The 21,114-nt window shown below is 69.7% G+C and carries 20 protein-coding genes and 1 pseudogene; 9 read left to right on the top strand and 12 right to left on the bottom strand.

The features are described 5' to 3' along the window. The 10 genes from TSO221_RS20325 to TSO221_RS20280 all read right to left on the bottom strand — a co-directional run bounded on the left by TSO221_RS20325 (position 1) and on the right by TSO221_RS20280 (position 9,817). Positions 1-1,989 (bottom strand): ATP-binding protein, encoded by a 1,989-nt coding sequence (locus tag TSO221_RS20325; RefSeq protein WP_247878151.1) that lies wholly within the window; start codon positions 1,987-1,989, stop codon positions 1-3. 108 nt (positions 1,990-2,097) lie between these two features. After that, positions 2,098-2,883: a class III extradiol ring-cleavage dioxygenase gene (locus tag TSO221_RS20320; RefSeq protein ID WP_109120344.1), complete on the bottom strand. Its 786-nt coding sequence runs from the start codon at positions 2,881-2,883 to the stop codon at positions 2,098-2,100. Positions 2,884-2,980: 97 nt separating this feature from the next. After that, positions 2,981-3,463 carry a F0F1 ATP synthase subunit B gene (locus tag TSO221_RS20315; protein WP_109120343.1) on the bottom strand — a complete coding sequence of 161 codons (483 nt, stop codon included), beginning with the start codon at positions 3,461-3,463 and terminating at the stop codon, positions 2,981-2,983. After that, the gene (locus TSO221_RS20310; RefSeq protein WP_109120342.1) at positions 3,463-4,092 is read right to left on the bottom strand and encodes an ATPase; all 630 of its coding nucleotides are present in this window, start codon (positions 4,090-4,092) and stop codon (positions 3,463-3,465) included. The genes TSO221_RS20315 and TSO221_RS20310 overlap by 1 nt, the downstream gene beginning before the upstream one ends. A gap of 166 nt (positions 4,093-4,258) precedes the next feature. After that, positions 4,259-4,483, bottom strand: a complete 225-nt coding sequence (locus tag TSO221_RS20305; RefSeq protein WP_109120341.1) for an ATP synthase subunit C family protein — start codon at positions 4,481-4,483, stop codon at positions 4,259-4,261. A 74-nt stretch (positions 4,484-4,557) separates the two neighbouring features. After that, positions 4,558-5,301, bottom strand: coding sequence for a F0F1 ATP synthase subunit A (locus TSO221_RS20300; RefSeq protein ID WP_109120353.1), 744 nt, complete (start codon positions 5,299-5,301; stop codon positions 4,558-4,560). Positions 5,302-5,315: 14 nt separating this feature from the next. Next, positions 5,316-5,678 (bottom strand): AtpZ/AtpI family protein, encoded by a 363-nt coding sequence (locus tag TSO221_RS20295; RefSeq protein WP_109120340.1) that lies wholly within the window; start codon positions 5,676-5,678, stop codon positions 5,316-5,318. A 207-nt stretch (positions 5,679-5,885) separates the two neighbouring features. Next, positions 5,886-6,485 (bottom strand): SCO family protein, encoded by a 600-nt coding sequence (locus TSO221_RS20290; protein WP_109120339.1) that lies wholly within the window; start codon positions 6,483-6,485, stop codon positions 5,886-5,888. A gap of 145 nt (positions 6,486-6,630) precedes the next feature. Beyond that, positions 6,631-8,766, bottom strand: a complete 2,136-nt coding sequence (locus TSO221_RS20285) for a bacteriohemerythrin (protein WP_109120338.1) — start codon at positions 8,764-8,766, stop codon at positions 6,631-6,633. Positions 8,767-9,064: 298 nt separating this feature from the next. Next, a complete protein-coding gene (locus TSO221_RS20280; protein ID WP_109120337.1) occupies positions 9,065-9,817 on the bottom strand; it encodes a PhoH family protein in 753 nt (250 codons plus the stop codon). A 715-nt stretch (positions 9,818-10,532) separates the two neighbouring features. Between TSO221_RS20280 and minC the strand changes: the two genes are divergently transcribed. The 6 genes and pseudogenes from minC (at position 10,533) to TSO221_RS36845 (ending at position 16,097) form a co-directional block, all read left to right on the top strand. After that, positions 10,533-11,276: a septum site-determining protein MinC gene (gene minC / locus TSO221_RS20275; protein WP_109120336.1), complete on the top strand. Its 744-nt coding sequence runs from the start codon at positions 10,533-10,535 to the stop codon at positions 11,274-11,276. Positions 11,277-11,307: 31 nt separating this feature from the next. Continuing rightward, positions 11,308-12,123: a septum site-determining protein MinD gene (minD, locus tag TSO221_RS20270; protein ID WP_109120335.1), complete on the top strand. Its 816-nt coding sequence runs from the start codon at positions 11,308-11,310 to the stop codon at positions 12,121-12,123. Beyond that, a pseudogene (gene minE / locus TSO221_RS36965) lies at positions 12,120-12,368 on the top strand (cell division topological specificity factor MinE); the annotation flags it as partial. The gene minD and the pseudogene minE, both read left to right, overlap by 4 nt. Positions 12,369-12,746: 378 nt before the next feature. Continuing rightward, the gene (locus TSO221_RS20260; protein WP_247878150.1) at positions 12,747-14,123 is read left to right on the top strand and encodes a CRTAC1 family protein; all 1,377 of its coding nucleotides are present in this window, start codon (positions 12,747-12,749) and stop codon (positions 14,121-14,123) included. Positions 14,124-14,287: 164 nt separating this feature from the next. Next, a complete protein-coding gene (locus tag TSO221_RS20255; RefSeq protein ID WP_109120333.1) occupies positions 14,288-14,812 on the top strand; it encodes a PAS domain-containing protein in 525 nt (174 codons plus the stop codon). Beyond that, positions 14,787-16,097 carry a methyl-accepting chemotaxis protein gene (locus TSO221_RS36845; protein WP_109120332.1) on the top strand — a complete coding sequence of 437 codons (1,311 nt, stop codon included), beginning with the start codon at positions 14,787-14,789 and terminating at the stop codon, positions 16,095-16,097. The genes TSO221_RS20255 and TSO221_RS36845 overlap by 26 nt, the downstream gene beginning before the upstream one ends. A gap of 94 nt (positions 16,098-16,191) precedes the next feature. On the opposite strand, the gene TSO221_RS35530 is transcribed toward TSO221_RS36845, so the two are convergent. Beyond that, positions 16,192-16,371 carry a hypothetical protein gene (locus TSO221_RS35530; RefSeq protein ID WP_158284149.1) on the bottom strand — a complete coding sequence of 60 codons (180 nt, stop codon included), beginning with the start codon at positions 16,369-16,371 and terminating at the stop codon, positions 16,192-16,194. Positions 16,372-16,823: 452 nt separating this feature from the next. Here TSO221_RS35530 and TSO221_RS20240 point away from each other — a divergent pair, with 452 nt between their 5' ends. From TSO221_RS20240 to TSO221_RS20230, 3 genes are all read left to right on the top strand, one after another. Beyond that, on the top strand, positions 16,824-17,867 hold the full coding sequence (locus TSO221_RS20240) for a methyl-accepting chemotaxis protein (RefSeq protein ID WP_109120330.1): 1,044 nt from the start codon (positions 16,824-16,826) through the stop codon (positions 17,865-17,867). Positions 17,868-17,949: 82 nt separating this feature from the next. After that, the gene (gene dgcA, locus TSO221_RS20235; protein ID WP_109120329.1) at positions 17,950-18,948 is read left to right on the top strand and encodes an N-acetyl-D-Glu racemase DgcA; all 999 of its coding nucleotides are present in this window, start codon (positions 17,950-17,952) and stop codon (positions 18,946-18,948) included. Then, the gene (locus TSO221_RS20230) at positions 18,945-19,265 is read left to right on the top strand and encodes a cupin domain-containing protein (RefSeq protein WP_109120328.1); all 321 of its coding nucleotides are present in this window, start codon (positions 18,945-18,947) and stop codon (positions 19,263-19,265) included. The genes dgcA and TSO221_RS20230 overlap by 4 nt, the downstream gene beginning before the upstream one ends. 3 nt (positions 19,266-19,268) lie before the next feature. Here the strand turns inward: TSO221_RS20230 and TSO221_RS20225 are convergent, their stop codons facing one another. After that, on the bottom strand, positions 19,269-20,903 hold the full coding sequence (locus TSO221_RS20225) for a hypothetical protein (protein WP_109120327.1): 1,635 nt from the start codon (positions 20,901-20,903) through the stop codon (positions 19,269-19,271). Between the last annotated feature and the right edge of the window lie 211 nt (positions 20,904-21,114).

Below are 21,114 nucleotides of genomic sequence, written 5' to 3'. Positions count from 1 at the left end.
CTATTCCGCCGGCTGCGGTAGGGCGCGGGGTTCGGCGACGGTCAGCAGGGGGCGGACGTCGCGTCCCTCCTTGGCGATCAGCGGGCGGTCCTCGGCGGGCGGCTCGTAGACCGCGGGCAGGGTGAGGATGATGCGGGTGCCGTGCCCGGGCTCGCTGGACAGCTCCAGGTCGCCGCCGAGCATCGCCGTGTAGTGCCCGACCAGCGTCAGGCCCAGCCCGGCGCCCGGCACCTTGCCGCCGGCCGGCGCGGGGCCCTGCGCGAAGGGCTGGAACAGCCGGCCGGCCTGCGACGGCGGGAAGCCGGCGCCGGTGTCCGACACCGTGAAGCGGATGCAGGCGCGGCCGTCGCGGTCGGCTCGCTCCACCGACAAGGCGATGCTGCCCCCACGGGTGAACTTGCAGGCGTTGTCGAGCAGGTTCAGCAGGATCTGCCGCACCTTGCCGAAATCCTGGTGCATGGCGCCGAGCGACGCCGCCCCGAGCACCGTCAGCGTGTTGCCGTTGAGGTCGGCCACCGGCAGCATGCGCTCGCGCAGCTCGGCCAGCAAGCGGGCGACGTCGAAGTCCTGCAGCTCGACGTCCACGGTGCCGGCCTCGATCTTGGCGTAGTCGAGGATGGCGTCGACCAGACCCACCAGCTGTTCGCCCGACCACTGGATCATCTCCACGTCGGTGGCCAGTTCGCCGGCGCCGACGCGGTGCAGCTCGCTCATCAGCGACTGGCTGTGGTGGATGATGTCGTTGAGCGGGCGGTGCAGCTCCTGCCCCATGTTGACCAGGAAGTTGGTCTTGGCGAAGTCCTTGGCCTCGGCCTGCTGCTTGGCCTCGAGCAGCCCGGCGTGCGCTTCGGCCGCCTCGCGCTTCAGCTCCTCGACCTCGGCGGCGTTGGCGCGCAGGGTCTCGACGGCGCGGGCCATGGTCGCCAGCTCGTCGCGGCCGGCGACGGCCGGCACCAGCGCGGCGTCGGTCCTGCCGGCGGCCAGCGCGGCCATGGCGCCCGCCACCGCGTCCACCGGGCGGGCGACGCTGCGCACCACCAGCCAGGCGCCCAGCAGCCCGAGCACCAGCAGCGTGCCGCCCAGCCATAGCGCCGTCTCCACCCAGCGCTCCGCCCCCTCGGCGAGGCCGCGGCGCAGGCTGGAGGCGAAGCCGTCGTTGCGCTTGCGCACCTCGGCGGCGCGGGCGCTGATCAGCCCGGCGTTGGGGTCGAGCGCCTGGAAGCGCAGCTGGTCCTCGTCGTTCACCACCTCTTCCAGCCGGTCGAGCACGCCGGCGCTGGCGGTGAGCATGTGCCGGGTGTCGAAGATCAGCTGGCGGGTGCCCTGCACCCAGACGTAGCGGTTGATCTCCTGCAGGCGGCCGCGCACCGTCTCGACCGCGGCGCGCATTGCCTCGGCCTCCTTGGGATCGCGGCTGGAGGCGAAGCGCGCGGCGTGGTCGGCCATCGCCTGCACCGCGGCGGCGGCGTCCGCCGCCAGCGCGGCCGAGTCGACGCCGCCGGCCTCCCGGAGCTGGGCGAGCTTGCCCTGCATCTGCTCGGCCATCGGGTCGAGCACGCCGGTCAGCAGGCGGGCGCGCTCGCCGCGCAGGCTCACCAGTCGCTCGAAGCCGTCGCGGTAGGAGTCGAGCGCGGTGCGCGTCTCGGCGACGGCGGCGGAGTCGGGGGTGTCGGCGGTCGCCTCGGCCAGCGCGGCGAGCCGGGCGCGCAGCGCCTCGTGCTGCTGGCGCACGGTGGCGAGGCTGGCCTCGTCGTCCATGCCGAAGTGGTCGCGGACCGCGACCTCCAGATCGCGCATGCCGATGTCGACGTCGGCGGCGATCTGCGCGGCACCCGCCGAGGCCGAGTAGGTGCCGACGTTCTGCGTCACCGCGCGCAGCGAGAGCAGCCCGATCACCGCCAGCACGAGGAGCAGCCCGAAGGCGATCCCGAAGCCGAGGGTGATCCGAGTCGCCACCTTGAGGTCGCGCAGGGCGCGGAACCGAGTCACACCAGCTCCCATACGGGCAGTCAAAAACGCGCCGCGGATTGTAGCGGTACGGGAGCGGTTAAGAAACAGACAAGTACGGGACAATCCGCGACTTGATACACCCCAGGCTCAGCCGGCGTGGAAGGCGTAGGCCTGCATGCCGATGCTGCCGTGTTCGAAGCCGTCGTGCAGCCGTTCGGCGCGCGGAATCGGCCCCGCGGCACCGAGCGCCACCGGCAGCGGCAGGAAATGCTCGTCGGTCGGATGGGCGACGCGGGCCTCCGGGCAGCGCTCGGTCCAGCGGGCGATGCCCTCGACGTCGCCGGCCATCAGCGTCGCGTCGAGCCAGCGGGCGAACGCGTCCGCCCAGGGTGCGGTGCCGGTGGCGCCGAAGCGGAAGTCGCGCAGGTTGTGCACCGCGCCGCCGCTGCCGAGGATCAGCACACCCTCGTCGCGCAGCGGCGCCAGCGCGCGGCCGAGCGCCACGTGGTCGGCCGCGTCATGGCGGGGCATCACCGAGAGCTGCGCCACGGGGATGTCGGCTTCCGGGTACATGAGCTTGAGCGGCACCCAGGCGCCGTGGTCGAGGCCCTGCTCCGGGTCGGCGCTGCCGGCGATGCCCTGCGCCTGCAGCAGGCCGAGCACGCGCTCCGCCAGCTCCGGCGCGCCGGGGGCGGGGTAGCGCATCTCGAACAGCGCGCGCGGAAAGCCGTAGAAGTCGTGCACCGTCTCGGGGCGGGCGGCGCTGCTGACCGCCGGCTCGGGCGTCGTCCAGTGCGCGGAGACCGCCAGCACCGCCGAGGGGCGGCCCAGCCGCTCGCCCAATCCGGCGAGGAAGGCGCGGCCGGGCGAATCCTCGAGGATCAGCGTGGGCGAGCCGTGCGAGACGAAGACGGTGGGGAAGGGTGTGGGCATGGCGTGGTCTCCAGGTGTTCAGAGACCAATATGGCCAAAGAAAAACCCCGGCCAAAGGCCGGGGCTTCTCGAAACAGCGTTGCCGGGGCGACAACAATCAGTGCAGGTGCCGGGGCAGGTCGGCGATCGACGCGTCGATCAGCTTGTCGGCCTGGGCGGGCTGAATGCCCTGGCTGAGCAGCTGGCGGCTGGCGGCGATGGCGATGTCCACCGTCAGGTTGCGGACCTCGGCGATCGCCTGGGCCTCGGCCTGGGCGATGCGGTCCATGGCCTGGGCCTCGCGGCGCTTGAGGGCCGCCTCCAGGTCCGCGGTGGACTGGGCGCGGATGCGCGCGGCCTCCTCGCGGGCGTGGGCGACGATGGCCTCCGACTCCTTCAGGGCGTCGGACTGACGCTTCTGGTAGGCGGCCAGGGTGGCCTGGGCGTCCTCGCGCAGGCGCTGGGCCTCGTCGAGTTCGGCGCGGATCTTCTCGGCGCGGGCGTCGAGCATCGAGCCGATGGCGGCCGACGCCTTCTTCCAGATCAGCGCCATGAAGATGACGAAGGCGACCGCAACCCAGAATTCAGGGGCTTTCAGCATCAGCGACGCTCCTCCATGACGGCGGCGACGGCGGCTTCGGCCTGGGCCGGGTCGGCGTCGATGCCGGCCAGCTTGGACGCGATCTCGCGGACGATGCCGACGGCCTCGCCACGGACGTTGGCCAGGGCCTGTTCCTTGGCGGCGGCGATGCGGGTCTCGGCCTCGCGCAGGCGGTCGGCGATCTGCGTGTTCAGCGCGGACTGCTTGGCCTGGTTCTCGGCCTCGAAGGCGGCCACGGTCTCGGCGATCACCGCCTGGGCCTGGGCGCGGGCGTCGGCCATCGCCTTGTCCACGGTGGCCATCACGGCCTCCGCCTCTTCCTTGAGGCTGGCAGCCTTGGAGAGGTCGCGGGAGATGCGCTCCTGGCGCTCTTCCAGGACCTGCGCCACCACCGGCAGAGCCTTCTTGGACAGCAGGTAGTAGAGGGCGCCAAAGGTGAGCGCCAGCCAGAAAATCTGGGTCGGGAAGGTGCCGGGATTGAGCTGCGGCAGGCCACCCTTGGCGTGCTCGCCCCCGTGTTCGGCGGTCGCCGCGAGGACGGGGGCGGCCATCATGGTCAGCGTGGCGAGCGAGGTGCCCGCAACGCCCGACCAGCGGGCCAGCCGTCCCTTGGCCAACAGGTTCGACATGATCGGTCCCCCAAGGCAAAGGTACGGCGCCGAAAGCCCCCCAAAGAACCCTTTGGGACCGCCCGGTTTCAACGGAAGCTTCCGTGGGCGGGTGCCCACGGAAGCCCGTCGATCCGGAACTGGAGCCGGCGCCGCTTCAGAAGCGAAAGTCGCGTCTGGACGAGCCTTAGGCGAACAGGATCAGGAACGCGATCAGCAGGGCGAACAGCGCGACGGCTTCCGTCAGCGCGAAGCCCAGAATGCCGATCGGGAACACCTTCGGCTGCACCGCCGGGTTGCGGGCGATCGAGCCGATCAGGGTCGAGAAGATGTTGCCGATGCCCATGCCGACGCCGGCGAGGGCGATGACGGCCAGACCAGCGCCGACGAACTTTGCGGCTTCAGCTTCCATTGTACTCATTCCTCTTCTGAAGGGTGAACTGGTGATGGGTAACTCAGGACACGTCCGGTCGGAACTCGGTGCGCTTAGTGCAGCTCGAGGGCGTCGCGGATGTACAGGCAGGTCAGGATCGAGAAGACGTACGCTTGCAGGAACGCGACCAGGAACTCGAAGCCGGTCAGCGCGATGTTGATCGCGATGGGAACCAGACCGGCGAGGAAGCCGACCGAACCGAGCCCGCCGATCATCAGGACCGTGAAGCCGGCGAACACCTTCAGCATGGTGTGGCCCGCCATCATGTTGGCGAACAGTCGGATCGAGAGGCTGACCGGGCGCATCACGTAGGAGATCACCTCGATCGGGATCAGGATCGGGGCAAGCGCCACCGGAGCGCCGTGCGGCATGAAGAAGGAGAAGAAGTGCAGGCCGTGCTTGATCAGCGCCAGCACCGTCACGAACACGAACACCGTCAGCGCCAGCGCGAAAGTCACGATGATGTGGCTGGTGAAGGTGAAGGTGTAGGGGATCATGCCCAGCATGTTGCCGAACAGGATGAACATGAACAGCGTGAAGACGAACGGGAAGTACGGCTTCGCGTCATGTCCGGCGTTCTCGCGCACCATGCCGGCGACGAACTCGTAGAACATCTCGGCCAGCGACTGCAGGCGGCCGGGGACCAGCGCGCGCGCCTTCATCCCGTGCACCAGCAGGCCGTACACCAGCAGCGCGGCGACGACCATGAACAGCGCCGAGTTCGAGAACGACACGTCGTACCCGGCGATGACCAGTTGCATGATGGGGTTGATCTGGAATTGGTGCAGCGGATCCAAGGTCGCGTCCTCGCTCAATGTCCGTCGCCGTTCGGGCGCTCTGGGTCTTCTGTGTCGTTCCGGCGATAGCCGGGAGCCAAGCCGAGCCCGGAGATGGCCCGGTAGACGTTCATAATTCCCGCCGCGGAGCCCAAAAAGAACATGACGATCAGGCCCCACGGTGCCGTACCAAGCCAGCGGTCGATCAGCCACCCGCCGCCGACGCCGACGATCATCGCGGCGACCAGCTCCACCCCGATCCGCCAGGCGACCCCGATGGGGCCCTGCGGGGTGCCGGCGAACCGGCTGGGCCCGGAGCGTTGCTCCTGGCTTTCCCGCGCCTTGCGCAATCGGGCGTCGAGCTCTTCAAGCGATGGAGGACGCTTTGGGTCGGTCATGCCGTTGTCATGCCCCGTTGCGTTTCCCCGTTCGCTCGCCACCACGCGAAAGCGGCGAGACCATACGGACAGGGCACTACCCTGTCAAGAAGCAAAACCCTTGAGGCAAGTGCTTGAAAAGCCGGCGATTCCGGATTCTCCGGCCGGTTTTGGACGAGGATTCAACGCGGTCGAGCCTTCGCTGGTGCGGAATCCGTCAAGCCCGCGTCAACCGCCGGTGCGTTTCTTGATGTCGGCGGCCATCTTTTCGGGGCCGGTGCCGCCGGGGAACACGGCGACGAATTTCCCGTCCGGTCCCATCAGATAGACGAAGCTGGAGTGGTCCATCAGGTACGCCTCGCCGCTGCTGCCGGGGGCCTTGGCGGCGTACACGCGGTACTCCCTGGCGACCGTGCGCACCTCGTCCGGCGTGCCGGTCAGGCCGACCAGCCGCGGGTGGAACAGCGGCACGTAGTCGGCCATGTGCGCCACCGTGTCGCGTTCCGGATCGATAGTGATGAACAGCGGCTGCACCGTGTCGGCGGTCGGGCCGAGCTTGTCCAGTGCGGCGGCCATGGTGCTCAGCTCGGTCGGGCAGACGTCGGGGCAGAACGTGTAGCCGAAGTAGATCAGCAGGTACTTGCCGCGGTAGTCGGCGTCCGTGACTGCCTTGCCGGTGTGGTCGGTCAGGCGGAACGGCCCGCCGACGGCGGCGGCCGAGGTCGCCACCTGCTGGGTGGCGTGCCGCACCTGCCACCAGGCGATGCCGGCGGCGATGGCGAGTCCGACGAGGGAAGCGAGCGCGATGCGCAGGATGCGGGCCTTCATACCGCCCAATGAAGGGTGTCGCACGGCCAAGGTCAAGGGGGTGCGGCGGCATGGCCGTCAGTCTTGTCGGTCAGGTCGAGGCGACACCGAAGCCCGGCCTGCCGGCGAGACAGGAGATGCCGGGCGTCGCGGCGCTCAAGCCAGCCTATGCCGCCTTCGCCGCGGTGCGCGCCAAGTGGTCGGCGAAACGCTTGTCGTGCTCCCGGATGTGCTCCACCAGCCAGTCGCGCACCAGCCGCAGCAACTCGTCGCCGGCGGTGGTGGCGCCGGACTTGATGCGTTGGCCAAGTTCCGCGGCGCGGGTCTTCAGCGCCTCGTGCTGGGCGTGGTGCTCGGCGAGGCCGGAGTAGGCGGAGTCCCGCATCATCTGCTCCTCGTGGCCGAAGTGCAGGGCGGTGTAGGCGATCAGCTGCTCCACCACCTCGCCGACCACGGCGGCCGAGCGGCCCTTGCGGACGTTGTCGTTCACGCGGTTGATGAGGCCGACCAGGATCATGTGGTCGTTGTCGATGTCGTCGTTGCCCATGATCAGCTCCTTCGACCAGGGCATGTACAGCTCGTGCCCCGACGCGGCGAACAGGTCGCCGATGCCGGCGGCGTTCACCGCCTCGACGCTGATCAGGAAGCTGTCCACCACCGACTTCAGCGAGTCCGCCTGCGTGGTCAGGCTCTGTGCCGCGGTCAACACGGTCTTGGCGGCGTTCTCGGTCTCCAGCGCGGAGTCCGAGACGTGGCTGATGTTGGCCGAGACCTGCTCGGTGCCCATCGCCGCCTCGCTGGCGGAGCGGGCGATCTCGCCGGTGGCGGCGCCCTGCTGCTGCACCGCCGTGGCGATGGAGGTGCCGATCTGGTCGCTCTGGCCGATGATCGCGGTGATCTCGCGGATGGCGGTCACCGCGTGGTCGGTGGCCTGCTGCACGCCGGTGATCTGCTGGGCGATCTCCTCGGTGGCGTGCGCCGTCTGGTTGGCGAGGTTCTTCACCTCGCCGGCGACCACGGCGAAGCCCTTGCCGGCCTCGCCCGCCCGCGCCGCCTCGATGGTGGCGTTGAGCGCCAGCAGGTTGGTCTGGCTGGCGATCGAGGTGATGAGGTCGGCCACCTCGCCGATGCGGCGGGCAGCCTCGCCCAGGTTGGCGATCTGCGCGTTGGCGCGCTCCGACGCCTGCACCGCCTGGGCGGAGATCCGCGCGTTGACGGCGACCTGGCCGCTGATCTCCGCGATCGAGCCGGACAGCTCCTCGGCCGCCGCGGCCACGGTCTGCACGTTGGCGGTCGCCTGCTGCGAGGCGCCGGCCACCGACGCGGCCTGCTGCATGTTGCGGTCGGCGGTGTTCGACAGGCTCTCGGCGGTGCGCTCCAGCCCCCCCACCGCCTGGGTGACGGCGGCGATCATGCTGGTGACGGTGGCGTCGAAGTGGTCGGTCAGCCGCTCCAGCGCGCGGGCGCGCTGCTCGGTCACGCGGTGCTCCACCTGCTGGCGCTCCCAGTGCTCCTTCAGCGCCACCTGGTGACCGCGGAACACCTCCACCGCGCGGGCCATGACCCCCAGTTCATCACCGCGGCCCTGGCCCGGCACCTCGAAGTCGGTGTCGCCGCCGACGAGGCGCTGCATGATGGCGGTGGTGGCGCGCACCGGCTGCACGATGCCCCGGCTGATCAGCAGCCCGACCGACACGCCCAGCGCCGTCACCAGCAGCCCCAGCCCGCCCAGGCGCAGCGCCGCCGACCAGAACGCCGCCTCGACGTCGTCGATGTAAATGCCCGAGCCGACCACCCAGCCCCAGGACTGGAAGCCCTTGACGTAGGTCAGCTTCGGCACCGGCGCCGACGAGCCCGGCTTCGGCCACAGGTAGTCGACGAAGCCCGCGCCGTCGCGGCGCACGGTGTCGGCGAAGGCGATGAACAGCTTCTTGCCGTTGGGGTCGGCGTTCTGCGACTGGTCCTGGCCGTCCAGCTCCGGCTTGATCGGGTGCATGACCATGCGCGCGTTGAGGTCGCTGACGAAGAAGTACTCGTCGCCGGCGTAGCGCATGGCGCGCAGCGCGTCCTTGGCGGCGGCCTGCGCCTGTTCGACCGTGACGGCGCCCTTGCGCGCCTGCGCCTCGTGGTGCGCGATCATGGTGTGGGCCGTCTCGACGACGCTGCGCGTCTTGTCCTGGCGGTCCTTCATCATCTCGGCCTTGAGGCTGAACAGGCTCAGCGCCAGCACGAGCACCAGCCCGACCGCCGACACGGCCAGGATGACGGAAATCTTCGCCTTGATGCTGATGCGCTCGAACATCGCCGCGCTCCCCCCGAGATTGCGGACGCCGCCGATAGACGGCAATTCCATTAAAATTTTTGCAATCTTTATGGCAGAGCTCGAACGATTGGGGAAGAGGCAACCTGTCGCAGTGGTGGAGCGATGCAGGTGGTGTGACCACGTTACGGTGGCGTATGGTTCGAAAGTGTCTTTGCTCCCTCTCCCCTCGCGGGAGAGGGTAGGGAGAGGGGGCAGCGCGCGGTAGCGCGCAGGACGCAACGTTCGCCACCCTCTCCCCAACCCCTCTCCCGTTGAGGGAGAGGGGCTAAGGCTCCATCTACAGCACGGTCAGCATGCTGGCCACCAGCGGGTGGCGGACGATGTCGGTCTCGCTGAGGCGGACCACGGCGATGCCGTCCACTGCCTCCAGCCGCCGCGCGATGTCGGCGAGGCCGGAGAGGTTGTCGAGCAGGTCGGTCTGGTCCGGGTCGCCGGTCAGCACCATGGTCGAGTGCCAGCCCAGCCGCGTCAGCAGCATCTTGATCTGCGCGTAGGTGCAGTTCTGCGCCTCGTCGATCACCACGAAGGCGTTGTTCAGCGTGCGGCCGCGCATGAAGCCGACGGGGGCGATCTCGATGGTGCCGTCCTGCATCAGCTGGCGCAGCCGCTTGCCGCCCAGGCGGTCGGACAGCGCGTCGTAGAGCGGGCGCAGGAAGGGCGCCATCTTCTCGTGCATGTCGCCGGGCAGGTAGCCGATGCTCTCGCCTGCCTCGATGGCCGGACGGGACAGCACGATGCGGTCGACCTTGCCGCCGTCCAGGGCTTCGACGGCGGAGGAGATGGCCAGATAGGTCTTGCCGGTGCCGGCCGGGCCGAGCGCCACCACGAGGTTGTGTTCCTGGATGGCGTCCAGCAGCGCCTTCTGGTTGGGGCTCTGCGGCTTGACCTTGCGCAGGTAGCTCTGGTCGCGGCGGTCGTCCCCGGCCGTCGAGCCGGTCAGCGGATCCCAGGCGCCGTTGGGGAACAGCGGGTGGATCTTCGCGTCGGACACCTGCGCGGCCGGGCTGCCTTTGGTCTGTCGCTTGGCCATGTCGCTCTCCTCACGTCAGGGGGATGGGCGGTTTGCGCCGGGCACAAAAAAACCTCCCGCAGGGGGAGGTCACGGCAACGTGCGTGTTCGTGATGATGCGTGCCCGACGTCGGCTTGCCGCTGCGAGGCCGACGCCCGTACCGCCGAAGCCGTGAAAGGCCGCGATGATCGGTGGGGGCGTCGAGGGCAGAGATCGCTGCAAGCCAGTTTCCTCGTCCGGAAGTGTGCCTCGCATGACGAACCATACCCGAGGGGAACGGCCGCTGTCAGCCGAAGTTGCGGCCTACGTAAAAATTTCATACAAGATGTTGTGGATAGGACCCAGGTGCGGCGTGTTGCCGCTGGGGGTGCGCCGGCGGCGCGGGCGGCGTGCCCCGGTTGGGGAAGTCCCCGCCTTTCCACGCGAAATCGCGGCGGATCTTGCCGCAGGAAACGCTTTACCCACAATATCGGGTTAAGTTACTATACTTTGTGGTGAGGAGCATCCTCAGCCCAACACATTGGCGCCTCCGACGGATTGCCCGGCCTGGGAAGGCGGGCGGCCCGCCCGATGGGGCCTATGCCGTGTGTGCAGGGCTGATCGTTGTCACTCCTTTCCGGCGCGGTGGCACTTGAACCGGGCTGGCACGCATGGCTAGAAGGGGGCTGGCTCGCCGGCCGCCCGCACGGCGTGGATGGTTTTCGCGGGCGACTTGGATACGGCAGGGCGGTCAGGATGGTGGCGGTGAGCAGCGCCGGTCAGGTGAGCGAACGGGACGCGCCGTTCCAGTTGCGGGGCAACTCCTTCACCATGATGGTGCTGAAGGTGCTCGACCCGGCATCGGCGAACTTCTTCCCGGCGCTGGCCGGCAAGGTGCGCCAGGCGCCCAACTTCTTCCGCCACGCGCCGATCGTGCTGGACTTCGACGAGCTGCCGGACGCGGTGGCGTTCGACGTCGCCGCCTTCGTCGGCAGGGTGCGCGAGCAGTACCTGCTGCCCATCGGCTTCCACGGCGGCCCGGCCGCGGTGCAGGAGCAGTCGCTGGCCTGCGGACTGGTGCCGATGCCGACCGGGCGCGCCGCGAAGCTGGAACTGGCGCGGCCGGTGGACAGCTCGGGTCAGCCGGTGGCGCCGCCGCCGGAGCCGGTGTTCCGCCCCGCCCTGGTGGTCACCGAGCCGGTGCGCTCCGGCACGCAGCTCTACGCGCAGGGCACCGACCTGATCGTCACCGCGTCGGTCAGCCACGGCGCCGAGGTGCTGGCGGACGGCAACATCCACGTCTACGGCGCGCTGCGCGGGCGTGCGCTGGCCGGCATCTCGGGCGACAGCGGCGCCCGCATCTTCTGCCAGAGCCTGGAGGCCGAGGTGGTGTCGATCGCCGGCCTCTACCGCGTCAGCGAGGACCTGGACCCGTCGCTTCTCAAGAAGGCCGTGCAGATCCGACTGGACGACGGCTTTCTGCACATCGCACTGCTGTGATTTGAAACTCTAGCTTCGTAGGAGAGGCTCGTTGGGCAAGATCATCGTCATGACTTCCGGCAAGGGCGGCGTCGGCAAGACGACGTCGTCAGCCGCTTTCGCGACCGGACTCGCCTTGCGCGGCTTCAAGACGGTCGTCATCGACTTCGACGTCGGCCTGCGCAACCTCGACCTGGTGATGGGCTGCGAACGCCGCGTGGTGTTCGACTTCATCAACGTCATCAACGGCGAGGCGAAGCTCAACCAGGCGCTCATCAAGGACAAGCGGGTCGACAACCTGTACATCCTCCCCACCTCGCAGACGCGCGACAAGGACGCGCTGACCAAGGAGGGGGTCGAGCGCATCCTGAACGAGCTGTGCAAGGAGTTCGACTACATCGTCTGCGACAGCCCGGCGGGCATCGAGCGCGGCGCGCTGATGTCGCTGTACTTCGCCGACCACGCGATCATCGTGACCAACCCCGAGGTCTCCTCGGTGCGCGACAGCGACCGCATCCTGGGCGTGCTGAGCGCCAAGTCGCGCCGGGCCGAGCAGGGCATGGAGCCGGTCACCCAGCAGCTCCTGCTCACCCGCTACGATCCGGAGCGCGTCGAGAAGGGCGAGATGCTGAAGGTCGACGACGTGCTGGAGATCCTGGCGATCCCGCTCCTGGGCGTGATCCCGGAGAGCCAGGCGGTGCTGCGCGCCTCCAACATCGGCATGCCGGTGATCCTCGACGAGAACTCCAACGCCGGGCAGGCCTATCTGGACGCGGTCGGCCGCTTCCTGGGCGAGGACGTCGAGCACCGTTTCACCACCGTGCAGAAGAAGGGGCTGTTCAGCCGCCTCCTGCGGAGGAGCGCATGAGCATCTTCAGCTTCTTCCGCTCCGCTCCGAAGACCTCGGCCGTCCAGGCCAAGGAGCGCCTGCAGATCGTCATGGCGCACGAGCGGGTCGGGCGGTCCGGGCCGGATTATCTGCCGATGCTCCAGCAGGAGCTGCTGGCGGTGATCGCCAAGTACGTGGACATCGACGCCAACAAGGTCGAGGTGAAGCTCGACCGCGGCGGCGACTGCTCGACGCTGGAGGTCAACATCGAGCTGCCGGGCCGCGACCAGATCAAGGCGCCGTCGGCGGTCAAGGACGCCGTCCCGTCCAAGCCGGCCAACGGCGTCGCCAAGGACGAGGACGACGACAAGGCCGTGCCGATCAAGTCGGCGGCCAGCGTGCTCACCAACGGCGGCGTGTCGAAGCGGCGGTGAGCCGCGCTTTTGCACCTTTTCCCCATGTACCGTCATGGCCGGGCTTGTCCCGGTCATCCACGCACCCGGACGTTTGTGGGCGTTCGGGCACGTGGATGGCCGGGACAGGCCCGGCCATGACGGTATAAAGGGTGTCACGCTTCGCCGCTTTCCACCGCCGCCTACGCTTCCGTCCGGGTTTACGCCCGGCCCGTCCGGGGGTATTCCTCAGATAAACATGGGGAAGGGATGGCGCCGATGTTCCTGGACTGCTCGGACCAGATCGCCGGCAACGAGCCGCGCCTGTCGAACGGCGTCGCGGTGGCCGACGTGGACGGTGATGGCGCGTTCGAGGTGTTCGTCGCCGGCTACGGCACCGCCAACCTCGTGCTCAAGTGGGACGGGAAGACCCTCTCCGACATCGCCGACCCGGTGCTCGCCGATCCGTCGCGCAAGGCGGTGGGCGTCGCCGCCGCCGACATGGACGGCGACGGGCGCGAGGAGATCTACGTCCTCAACGCCGATTGCGGCGGCCAGCCGGACGAGACCTGCGACCGGCTGTTCGCCGGCTTCGGCAAGCGCTGGCTCGACCTGCTGAGCCAGTCGGAGAACGCGTCCGCCGCCAACCGGCTGCCCGGCCGCTCGGTCGCCGCCATCGACCGCGAGGGGCGCGGGCGTTACGGCTTCGTCATCGCCACCGAGGAGGCACCGCTGCGCCTCTATGAGCTGAGCCGCCGCGGCCGGCTGATCGACACGGCGGAGGAGGCGGGCATCGACCTCATCGGGATCGGCCGCGGGCTGCTCGCCGCCCCGTTGCTCGGCGACCGCATGGACATCGTCGCGGTCAACGAGGCCGGCCCCAACTTCCTGTTCCGCAACCTCGGCGACGGCACCTTCGAGGAGATTGCCGGCGAGCGCGGCATCGCCGACTCGCGCAACGCGGCGCGCGGCGTCGCGGTGCTGGACGCCGGCGGCGACGGGCTGCTCGACCTGCTGGTCGGCAACTGGGAGGGGCCGCACCGCCTCTACCAGCAGCGGGCCGGCGGCGGCTTCGTCGATGCGGCGAACGGCGACCTGTCGCTGCCCTCGCGGGTGCGCACGGTGATCGCCGCCGACTTCGACAACGACGGCCACCAGGAGCTGTTCTTCAACAATTTCGGCGAGCCCAACCGGCTGTTCGCCTGGCGCGACGACGCCTGGACCGAGGTGGATCTGGGCGACGCGGCGGAGCCCCGGGGGACCGGCACCGGCGCCGCGGTGGCCGACCTGGACGGCGACGGCCGTCTGGAACTCATCATCGCGCACGGCGAGTCGGAGGCGCAGCCGCTGTCCTTTTACCGCACGCTGCCCAACGCCAACCACTGGCTGCGCGTGCAGCCGCTCACCCCCTACGGTGCGCCGGCGCGCGGCGCACTGGTCATCTGCACCGCGCGCGGGCGGCGGCAGACGCGGGTGGTCTGCGCCGGGTCCGGCTATCTCTGCCAGATGGAGCCGGTGGCGCATTTCGGGCTGGGCAGCGCCGATGCGGTGGAGCGGGTCGAGGTGCGCTGGCCCAGCGGCATGGCCGCCATCATCGAGAACCCGCCGGTCGGCCGCGTCCTCACCGTGCCGCACCCGCCCGAGTGACTGTGATATTTCAGTTCGGTTATAAATATTAATCTTTTTTCGACCGTGGGCCCCACCTATTGTGCCGCAGGCCGTGCATTTCCTTTGGGAAAGCCAGCCTGGAGAGATGACAATTTTGAAACAATGAGTCCCGGGCGCCGACCACGGGACCATCGAGGCATCGCATGGCACGTCGCGACGTTCCCCTTACCGGGGTGGAGCGGTTCTTCGAGCCTGACGAGGTGATCGTCAGCAAGACGGACCTCAAGGGGCGCATCACCTACGCCAACCGCGTGTTCCAGCGCGTGGCGGGCTACGGCGAGGAGGACCTCCTCGGCCAGCCGCACTCCATCGTGCGCCATCCGGACATGCCGCGCTGCGTCTTCAAGCTGCTGTGGGACACCCTGGGCGCTGGCCAGGAGATCTTCGCCTACGTCATCAACCGGGCGCGCAACGGCGACCATTACTGGGTCTTCGCGCACGTCACCCCCAGCTACGACGACTCCGGGCGGGTCATCGGCTACCATTCCAGCCGCCGGGTTCCGGAGCGTTCGGCCATCGAGAAGGTGGTACCGCTCTACCGCACGCTGCTGGAGATCGAGGACAGGCACGCCGACCGCAAACAGGGCATGGAGGCGGCGTTCGCCGCCGTCGTCGCGCTCCTGACGGAGAAGGGGATCGGGTATGACGAATTCGTCTTCTCTCTCTAGGGCGTCGGGGCTGGCGCTGCTGGCCGGTGCGCTGCTGGTGGCGGGCGTGGCGGTGGATCTCGCCAACCTTGGCGGGGCGTGGCTGCGGCTGGCGCTGGGTGGGCTGGCGCTGGCGGCGCTGGCCGGCGTGGTGTTGAGCCTGGGCCGCGCCGCGCGCGCGGTGCGCGAGGCCGGCGCGGTGTGCCGGTCCGTCGCCCGCGGCGACTTCGAGGTGCGCGTCGTCCACATCCGCGAGGGCGGCGACCTGGGCGAGCTGTTCCACGAGCTGAACGACCTGATCGACCGAACCGACGCCTTCGTGCGCGAGGCGGCGGCGTCGATGAGCCACGTCTCCGCCAACAAGTACTTCCGCCGCATCGTGGCGAGGGGCATGCAGGGCAGCTTCCTGCGCGCCAGCGGCACCATCAACGCCGCCACCGACGCCATGGCGCAGAAGGTCAAGGGCTTCGCCGGGGTGACCGAGCGCTTCGAGGGGCACATCCGGCAGGTCTGCGCCGAGGTGGCCAGCACCGCGCACCAGCTGGAAATGTCGGCCCGCACCATGGAGACCGACGCGCAGACCGCCACCGGCAAGGCGTCCTCGGTCGCCGCGGCGGCGGCGCAGACCGGCTCCAGCGTCGGCGGCGTGGCGGCGGCCACCGAGGAGTTGTCGACCTCCATCGGCGAGATCGCCCGTCAGGTCGGGCAGGTCGCCAGCGTCGCCGCCGAGGCGGCCGACGAGGCGGAGCGCACCAACGGCCTGGTCGGCAACCTGTCGGGCGCGGCGCGCACCGTGGGCGACGTGGTGACGCTGATCAACGACATCGCGTCGCAGACCAACCTGCTGGCGCTGAACGCCACCATCGAGGCGGCGCGGGCGGGCGAGGCCGGCAAGGGCTTCGCCGTGGTGGCGCAGGAGGTCAAGCGGCTGGCCGACCAGACCGGCAAGGCGACGGGCGAGATCGCCCAGCAGATCTCCGGCATCCAGTCCTCCACCGAGCAGGCGGTGGGCGCCATCATGGGCATCGGCCGCACCATCCAGTCGATCAACAGCATCGCCGGCGGCATCGCCGACGCCATCGAGCACCAGGGCGGCGCCATCCGCGAGATCGTCCACAACATGGAGCACGCGGCCGCCGGCACCCGCGCGGTGTCCGACGACATCCGCGAGGTCACCGACGCCGCAACGCGGACCAGCGGCACCGCGCATGAGGTGTTCTCCGCCTCGGAGCAGATGGCCGCCCAGGCCGACCGCCTGACCCGCGAGGTTCAGGTCTTCCTGGACGAGATCCACAAGGTGGCGTGACGTCGCTTCGTCCCTGCCATTCAAAAGAAAACGGGCCAAAAGAAAACGGGCCGCCCCCTGCGGGGCGGCCCGTCGTGCATGGTGCGAGCGGTCTTCAGCCGCGGGTGCTGCCCGGAGTGGAAACGGGCGGCTTGGCGACCGTGTCAGTCGACGGCGCCTGCGGAAGGCTGACGGTCTTGTGGGACGGCCCGCAGTCGGCAACGGCGATCCCCGCCGTCAGCAGAACCGCAACGCCGAACGCCGCAGCGATGACCGGCTTGGCTCCATGAGACATTGGATCACCTCCTTTCCGTTTGTTGAACCGATGGTCCAAAGGGTGGCACATCCCGGCGCCGCGTGACACTGCGCTGATGGTATAGCCGGGACGGGACGCCCAGCGTCCGCTGCATGGCCGCGCGATGGATGCCCGTGTTTTGGGCAGACGAAGGCTCGCGTTCGCAAGTTCAGACACGAAACCGCAACTTGTGCGCAATGCGATTGCGCAACCCGGCGGTATTGTTACAGCCAGGACATCGTTCGGGCCGCACGGTGCCCCCGCGGTGCGCGACCTGCCGATGTTTGCGGCAAAGTCCTCTGGCGAAACACTTAATTTTATTATGGTTATCTTTGCGCTGATTGTTTCAAATTGATCATTATCAAGTATTTGTGTGACAACGTCCGCCGCGCGCTCTTTCTGGCACGGGATTTGATGTGCACCGCACAAACGATTCCGGGAGAGGGAAATTCATGAGCGTTGCAGGCAACCCGCTGTTCGACCTGTCCCGCGACGTGCTCGACGTCGCCTCGCGCAAGGTCACGTTGATCGAGGATATCACCCGGCGCACCAAGATGCTGGCCATGAACGCGCTGATCGAGGCCGCGCGCGCCGGCGAGGCGGGCCGCGGCTTCGCCGTCGTCGCCAACGAGGTGTCGGAGATCTCCAAGCAGGTCAACGTCGTCACCCGCGACCTGCGCTCGGAGATCGTGGCGCGCGTCGATCACCTGATGAACGCCGGCACCGACATGGTGCGCGAGATGAAGGGCAAGCGGCTGGCCGACCTGTCGCTCAACATGATCGAGATCATCGACCGCAACCTGTACGAACGCTCGTGCGACGTGCGATGGTGGGCGACGGACAGCGCGGTGGTCAACTGCGCCGCCGACCCGACCGCGGCGGCGCGCAAGCACGCCGCGCACCGCCTCGGCGTCATCCTGGAATCCTACACCGTTTATCTTGACCTGTGGATCTGCAACAGGGCGGGCGAGGTGATCGCCACCGGCCGGCCGAACATGTACCCCGGCGCCATCGGCGCGCTGGTGACCGACGAGCCGTGGTTCCGCCAGGCGCTGGCGACCCGCGACGGCGGCGAGTTCACGGTGGGCGACGTTGGCCGCAACCGCCGGCTCGACGACCGCGTGGTCGCCACCTACGCCACCGCCATCCGCCGCGACGGCGAGGCGGGCGGCGAGCCGGTCGGCGTGCTGGGCATCTTCTTCGACTGGGAGCCGCAGGCCCGCGCCGTCGTCGAGGGCGTGCGGCTGGAGGAGGGCGAGCGCGAGCACAGCCGCTGCCTGCTGGTGGACGCCCGGCACCGGGTGATCGCCTCGTCCGACGGCCGCGGCCTGCTGTCGGAGGTGGTGCCGCTGCGCACCGAGGGGCGCACCATGGGCCACTACCTGGAGCCCGACGGCCGCCACGTCGCCTTCGCGCTCACCCCCGGCTACGAAACCTACCGCGGGCTGGGCTGGTACGGGGTGATCGTGCAGGGCAAGGGCGCCGGCCTTTCCTGACACACCGACCTTGATCCGGGGGCCTTGATCCGGGGGAGGGGGCGGGTATCTTTCGCTGAACCGCAGCCGCCGAAGGCCCGCCATGCCCCCGACCCGCCGCCTGCTCGTCCGCCGCGAGAGCTTCCCGATCCGCGGCGCCTTCCGGATCTCCCGGGGCTCGAAGACCGCCGCCGAGGTGGTGGTCGCCGAGGTCCGGGACGACGACGGCTTCGCCGGCCGCGGCGAATGCGTGCCCTACGCCCGCTACGGCGAGAGCGTGGACGCGGTGGTCGGCGAGCTGGAGGCCATGGCCGACCGCGTCGCCGACGGGCTCGGCCGGCTGTCGCTGCGCACCGCCATGAAGCCGGGGGCGGCGCGCAACGCGCTGGACTGCGCGCTGTGGGACCTGGAGGCCAAGCGCACCCGCGTCCCCGCCTGGATCCTCGCCGAACTGCCGGTCGAGCCCAGGGCGCTCGCCACCTGCTTCACGCTGAGCCTGGAGGAGCCGGAGATCATGGCCGCCGCCGCCCGCCAGGCCGCCGCGCGGCACGAGCTGCTGAAGATGAAGCTGACCGGCGACGGCGACCTGGAGCGCGTGCACGCGGTGCGTGAGGCCGCTCCTGGGGCGAGGCTGATCGTCGATGCCAACGAGGGCTGGACGCTCGACCACCTCGCCCGCTACGCCCCGGCCTTCGCGGCGCTGGGCGTTGAACTGATCGAGCAACCGCTGCCCGCCGGCGACGACGAGGCGCTGCGCGGCTACCGCTGTCCGGTGCCGCTGGGCGCCGACGAGTCCTGCCACGGGCTGGCGTCGCTGGAGCGGCTGCGGGGGCTGTACCAGGTCGTCAACATCAAGCTGGACAAGACCGGCGGCCTGACCGAGGCGCTGCTGATGAAGGCGGCGGCCGAGGCGGCGGGCTTCAAGGTGATGGTCGGCTGCATGGTGGCGACCTCGCTGGCGATGGCGCCGGCGGTGCTGGCCGGGCAGGGGGCGGCGTTCGTCGACCTGGACGGCCCGCTGCTGCTCGCCGAGGACCGCACGCCCGGCCTGCGCTACGACGGCGCCCTGGTCCACCCGCCGCAGCCGGAGCTGTGGGGATGAGCGGCAACCTGCTCGCCGCGCTGCCGGCCAACCTGCCGGACGAGCTGTTCACCGTGCTGGCCGAGGCCGACGGCGCGCGGGTGGAGCGCATCGTCTCCACCGGGCAGGCCTCGCCCGCGGGCTTCTGGTACGATCAGGAGTGGGCGGAGTTCGTCCTGCTGGTCGCCGGATCGGCCGGGCTGGAGATGGAGGGCGCGGCGGTGCGCACCCTCGCCCCCGGCGACTGGCTGGTCATCCCGGCGCACGCCCGGCACCGGGTCGCCTGGACCGACCCGGACCGGCCGACCGTGTGGCTGGCGGTGCATTACCGGGGGTGACGCTCACCGCCCCTTGCGCCGGTAGATCCGCATCCACCCGTTCTCCGACACGTGCAGCAGCTCGTAGCCCTCGGCCAGCTGGTCGAGCGTCAGGCTGGCGCGGTCGGCGGCGGCGCGCTCGGGCGTCAGGCCCCAGACCAGCGCGTAGTCCACCTGGACGTCGCTGCGCGTGCCGGCCATCAGGAATTCGTCGGACGGCGGCGCCTCGGGATGCGCGCCGTTGCCGCGCACGTGCAGGTACGGGTCGTTCCAATACCGGTACCTGACCGGGAAGTTGGGTGTCGATGCCTGGTAGAGGTTCAGGTCCACCACCGGCCGGCCGGCGACGAAGCGCGACTGCGGATGGCCGATGAAGTTCATGCGGAAGCTGTCGTACCGCCCGTCCGGGCTGTGGTTCCAGCCGGTGAAGTCGAGCAGCAGCATGGTGCTGCCCGGCTCCAGGTAGCTCGCCGCCGTCTCGAACTCCGCCACGTAGCGGCTGTGCAGGTGGTTGTAGACCAGGTTGACCGCCAGCAGCCCCGCCGCGGCCACGCCGGCCACGGCGACCGTCGCCCGGCGCAGCGCCGGCCAGTCGGTGGTCGCGGCCAGCCACAGCATGACCAGCAGGTACGGGTAGATCTGGAGGCGCTGCACCGCCAGCCCGCCGCCGGACGTGTTGTTCGGGATGACGTAGCTGAACAGCGTCACGCCCGCGGCGCCCAGCAGCAGCCCGTCCGCCGCCGTCCAGCCGCCGCCGCGCCGCCGCCACAGCAGCAGCCCGGCCGCGGCGAAGGGCAGCAGCGCCAGCGGCGTGGTGAACAGCCCCTCCCACCGGGTGTGCGACAGCAGCGGGTTGCCGTACAGCAGCATCTTGGTGCGGTACCACGGGTCGGGGCCGTAGCCGATCTCCTGCCCGGCGTTGCGCAGCGCGAACGCCGCGGTCAGCGCCAGCACCGGCAGCAGCGCCGCGGCGCTCGCCAGCACCGGCGGCCACGCCCGCGCCCCCTCGCGCCACAGCCGCCAGCCGCCCAGCGCGCCCAGCACCAGCACCAGCACGATCACCGAGGTGACGTGGGCGAAATAGGTGCCCACCGCCAGCAGCGCCAGGACGGCGGCGCGCTTCGGCGTCAGGTCGTCGCGGTGGCGCAGCGCGTAGCCCAGCGCCACGAACAGCCAGGGCAGGCTGAAGATGAAGTTGTAGAGCCCGAGGTTGAGCGGCCAGGAGAACACGAAGGGCAGGGCGAACCACGACAGCGGCGCGTTCTCCGGCCGCAGCGCGGTGACCGCGTAGCGGAAGGCGAAGGGCAGGCCGAGGACGTAGCCGGTCAGCAGCGCCTTCTCTGCCGTGTGTGGCTCGAACACCTGAAGCAGCAGCGCCAGGACCGGGTAGATGAACCAGTTCGGCTCGGTCTGCAGGTTCAGCTCGAAATAACGGGCCAGCACCGTGTGCGCCGAGCCGTCCAGCAGCGCGGTCAGCAGGTGCGCCATGGCGATGTGCACGCCGCCGTCGGCGAAGCTGAGGCGCGGGATGCTCCACAGCGCCAGCACCAGAACCAGCACGGCGCCGTTGAACAGCATCCGCTCACGCGAGCGTGCGATGGCGGGGCCGAGCGCCAGCCCGGTCTCCGATGGCAACGAGGCTTCGTTCTGCGACGCCAATGCCTCTCTCCTCGCCCGGGGATCCCTGAACGCGCTGCACAACAGCGTCCGGGAGCGGCAAGTCTTCCTTCGCTGTCCCTCAGGAGGGCCAAAATCCACGTTCGGCGTGCGCCGGGGTGCATTCGGGGATGCCTGGGGAAACGGTTCGTACCCCCGTCGGGGGATGGGCACCCCGCGGGAAGGGCGCATGTTGCTGCGTCGCAACGACGGG

The sequence above is a fragment of the Azospirillum sp. TSO22-1 genome, from assembly GCF_003116015.1.
Lineage (GTDB): Bacteria > Pseudomonadota > Alphaproteobacteria > Azospirillales > Azospirillaceae > Azospirillum.
This window is presented reverse-complemented; position numbering and strand designations above follow the sequence as displayed.

Bases quoted from the DNA above. Each gene is read 5' to 3' on its own strand.
- TSO221_RS20320 (WP_109120344.1), bottom strand. From the start codon at position 2,883: ATGCCCACACCCTTCCCCACCGTCTTCGTCTCGCACGGCTCGCCCACG.
- TSO221_RS20315 (WP_109120343.1), bottom strand. From the start codon at position 3,463: ATGCTGAAAGCCCCTGAATTCTGGGTTGCGGTCGCCTTCGTCATCTTC.
- TSO221_RS20310 (WP_109120342.1), bottom strand. From the start codon at position 4,092: ATGTCGAACCTGTTGGCCAAGGGACGGCTGGCCCGCTGGTCGGGCGTT.
- TSO221_RS20305 (WP_109120341.1), bottom strand. From the start codon at position 4,483: ATGGAAGCTGAAGCCGCAAAGTTCGTCGGCGCTGGTCTGGCCGTCATC.
- TSO221_RS20295 (WP_109120340.1), bottom strand. From the start codon at position 5,678: ATGACCGACCCAAAGCGTCCTCCATCGCTTGAAGAGCTCGACGCCCGA.
- TSO221_RS20290 (WP_109120339.1), bottom strand. From the start codon at position 6,485: ATGAAGGCCCGCATCCTGCGCATCGCGCTCGCTTCCCTCGTCGGACTC.
- TSO221_RS20285 (WP_109120338.1), bottom strand. From the start codon at position 8,766: ATGTTCGAGCGCATCAGCATCAAGGCGAAGATTTCCGTCATCCTGGCC.
- TSO221_RS20280 (WP_109120337.1), bottom strand. From the start codon at position 9,817: ATGGCCAAGCGACAGACCAAAGGCAGCCCGGCCGCGCAGGTGTCCGAC.
- minC (WP_109120336.1), top strand. From the start codon at position 10,533: ATGGTGGCGGTGAGCAGCGCCGGTCAGGTGAGCGAACGGGACGCGCCG.
- TSO221_RS20260 (WP_247878150.1), top strand. From the start codon at position 12,747: ATGGCGCCGATGTTCCTGGACTGCTCGGACCAGATCGCCGGCAACGAG.
- TSO221_RS20255 (WP_109120333.1), top strand. From the start codon at position 14,288: ATGGCACGTCGCGACGTTCCCCTTACCGGGGTGGAGCGGTTCTTCGAG.
- TSO221_RS36845 (WP_109120332.1), top strand. From the start codon at position 14,787: ATGACGAATTCGTCTTCTCTCTCTAGGGCGTCGGGGCTGGCGCTGCTG.
- TSO221_RS35530 (WP_158284149.1), bottom strand. From the start codon at position 16,371: ATGTCTCATGGAGCCAAGCCGGTCATCGCTGCGGCGTTCGGCGTTGCG.
- TSO221_RS20240 (WP_109120330.1), top strand. From the start codon at position 16,824: ATGAGCGTTGCAGGCAACCCGCTGTTCGACCTGTCCCGCGACGTGCTC.
- dgcA (WP_109120329.1), top strand. From the start codon at position 17,950: ATGCCCCCGACCCGCCGCCTGCTCGTCCGCCGCGAGAGCTTCCCGATC.
- TSO221_RS20230 (WP_109120328.1), top strand. From the start codon at position 18,945: ATGAGCGGCAACCTGCTCGCCGCGCTGCCGGCCAACCTGCCGGACGAG.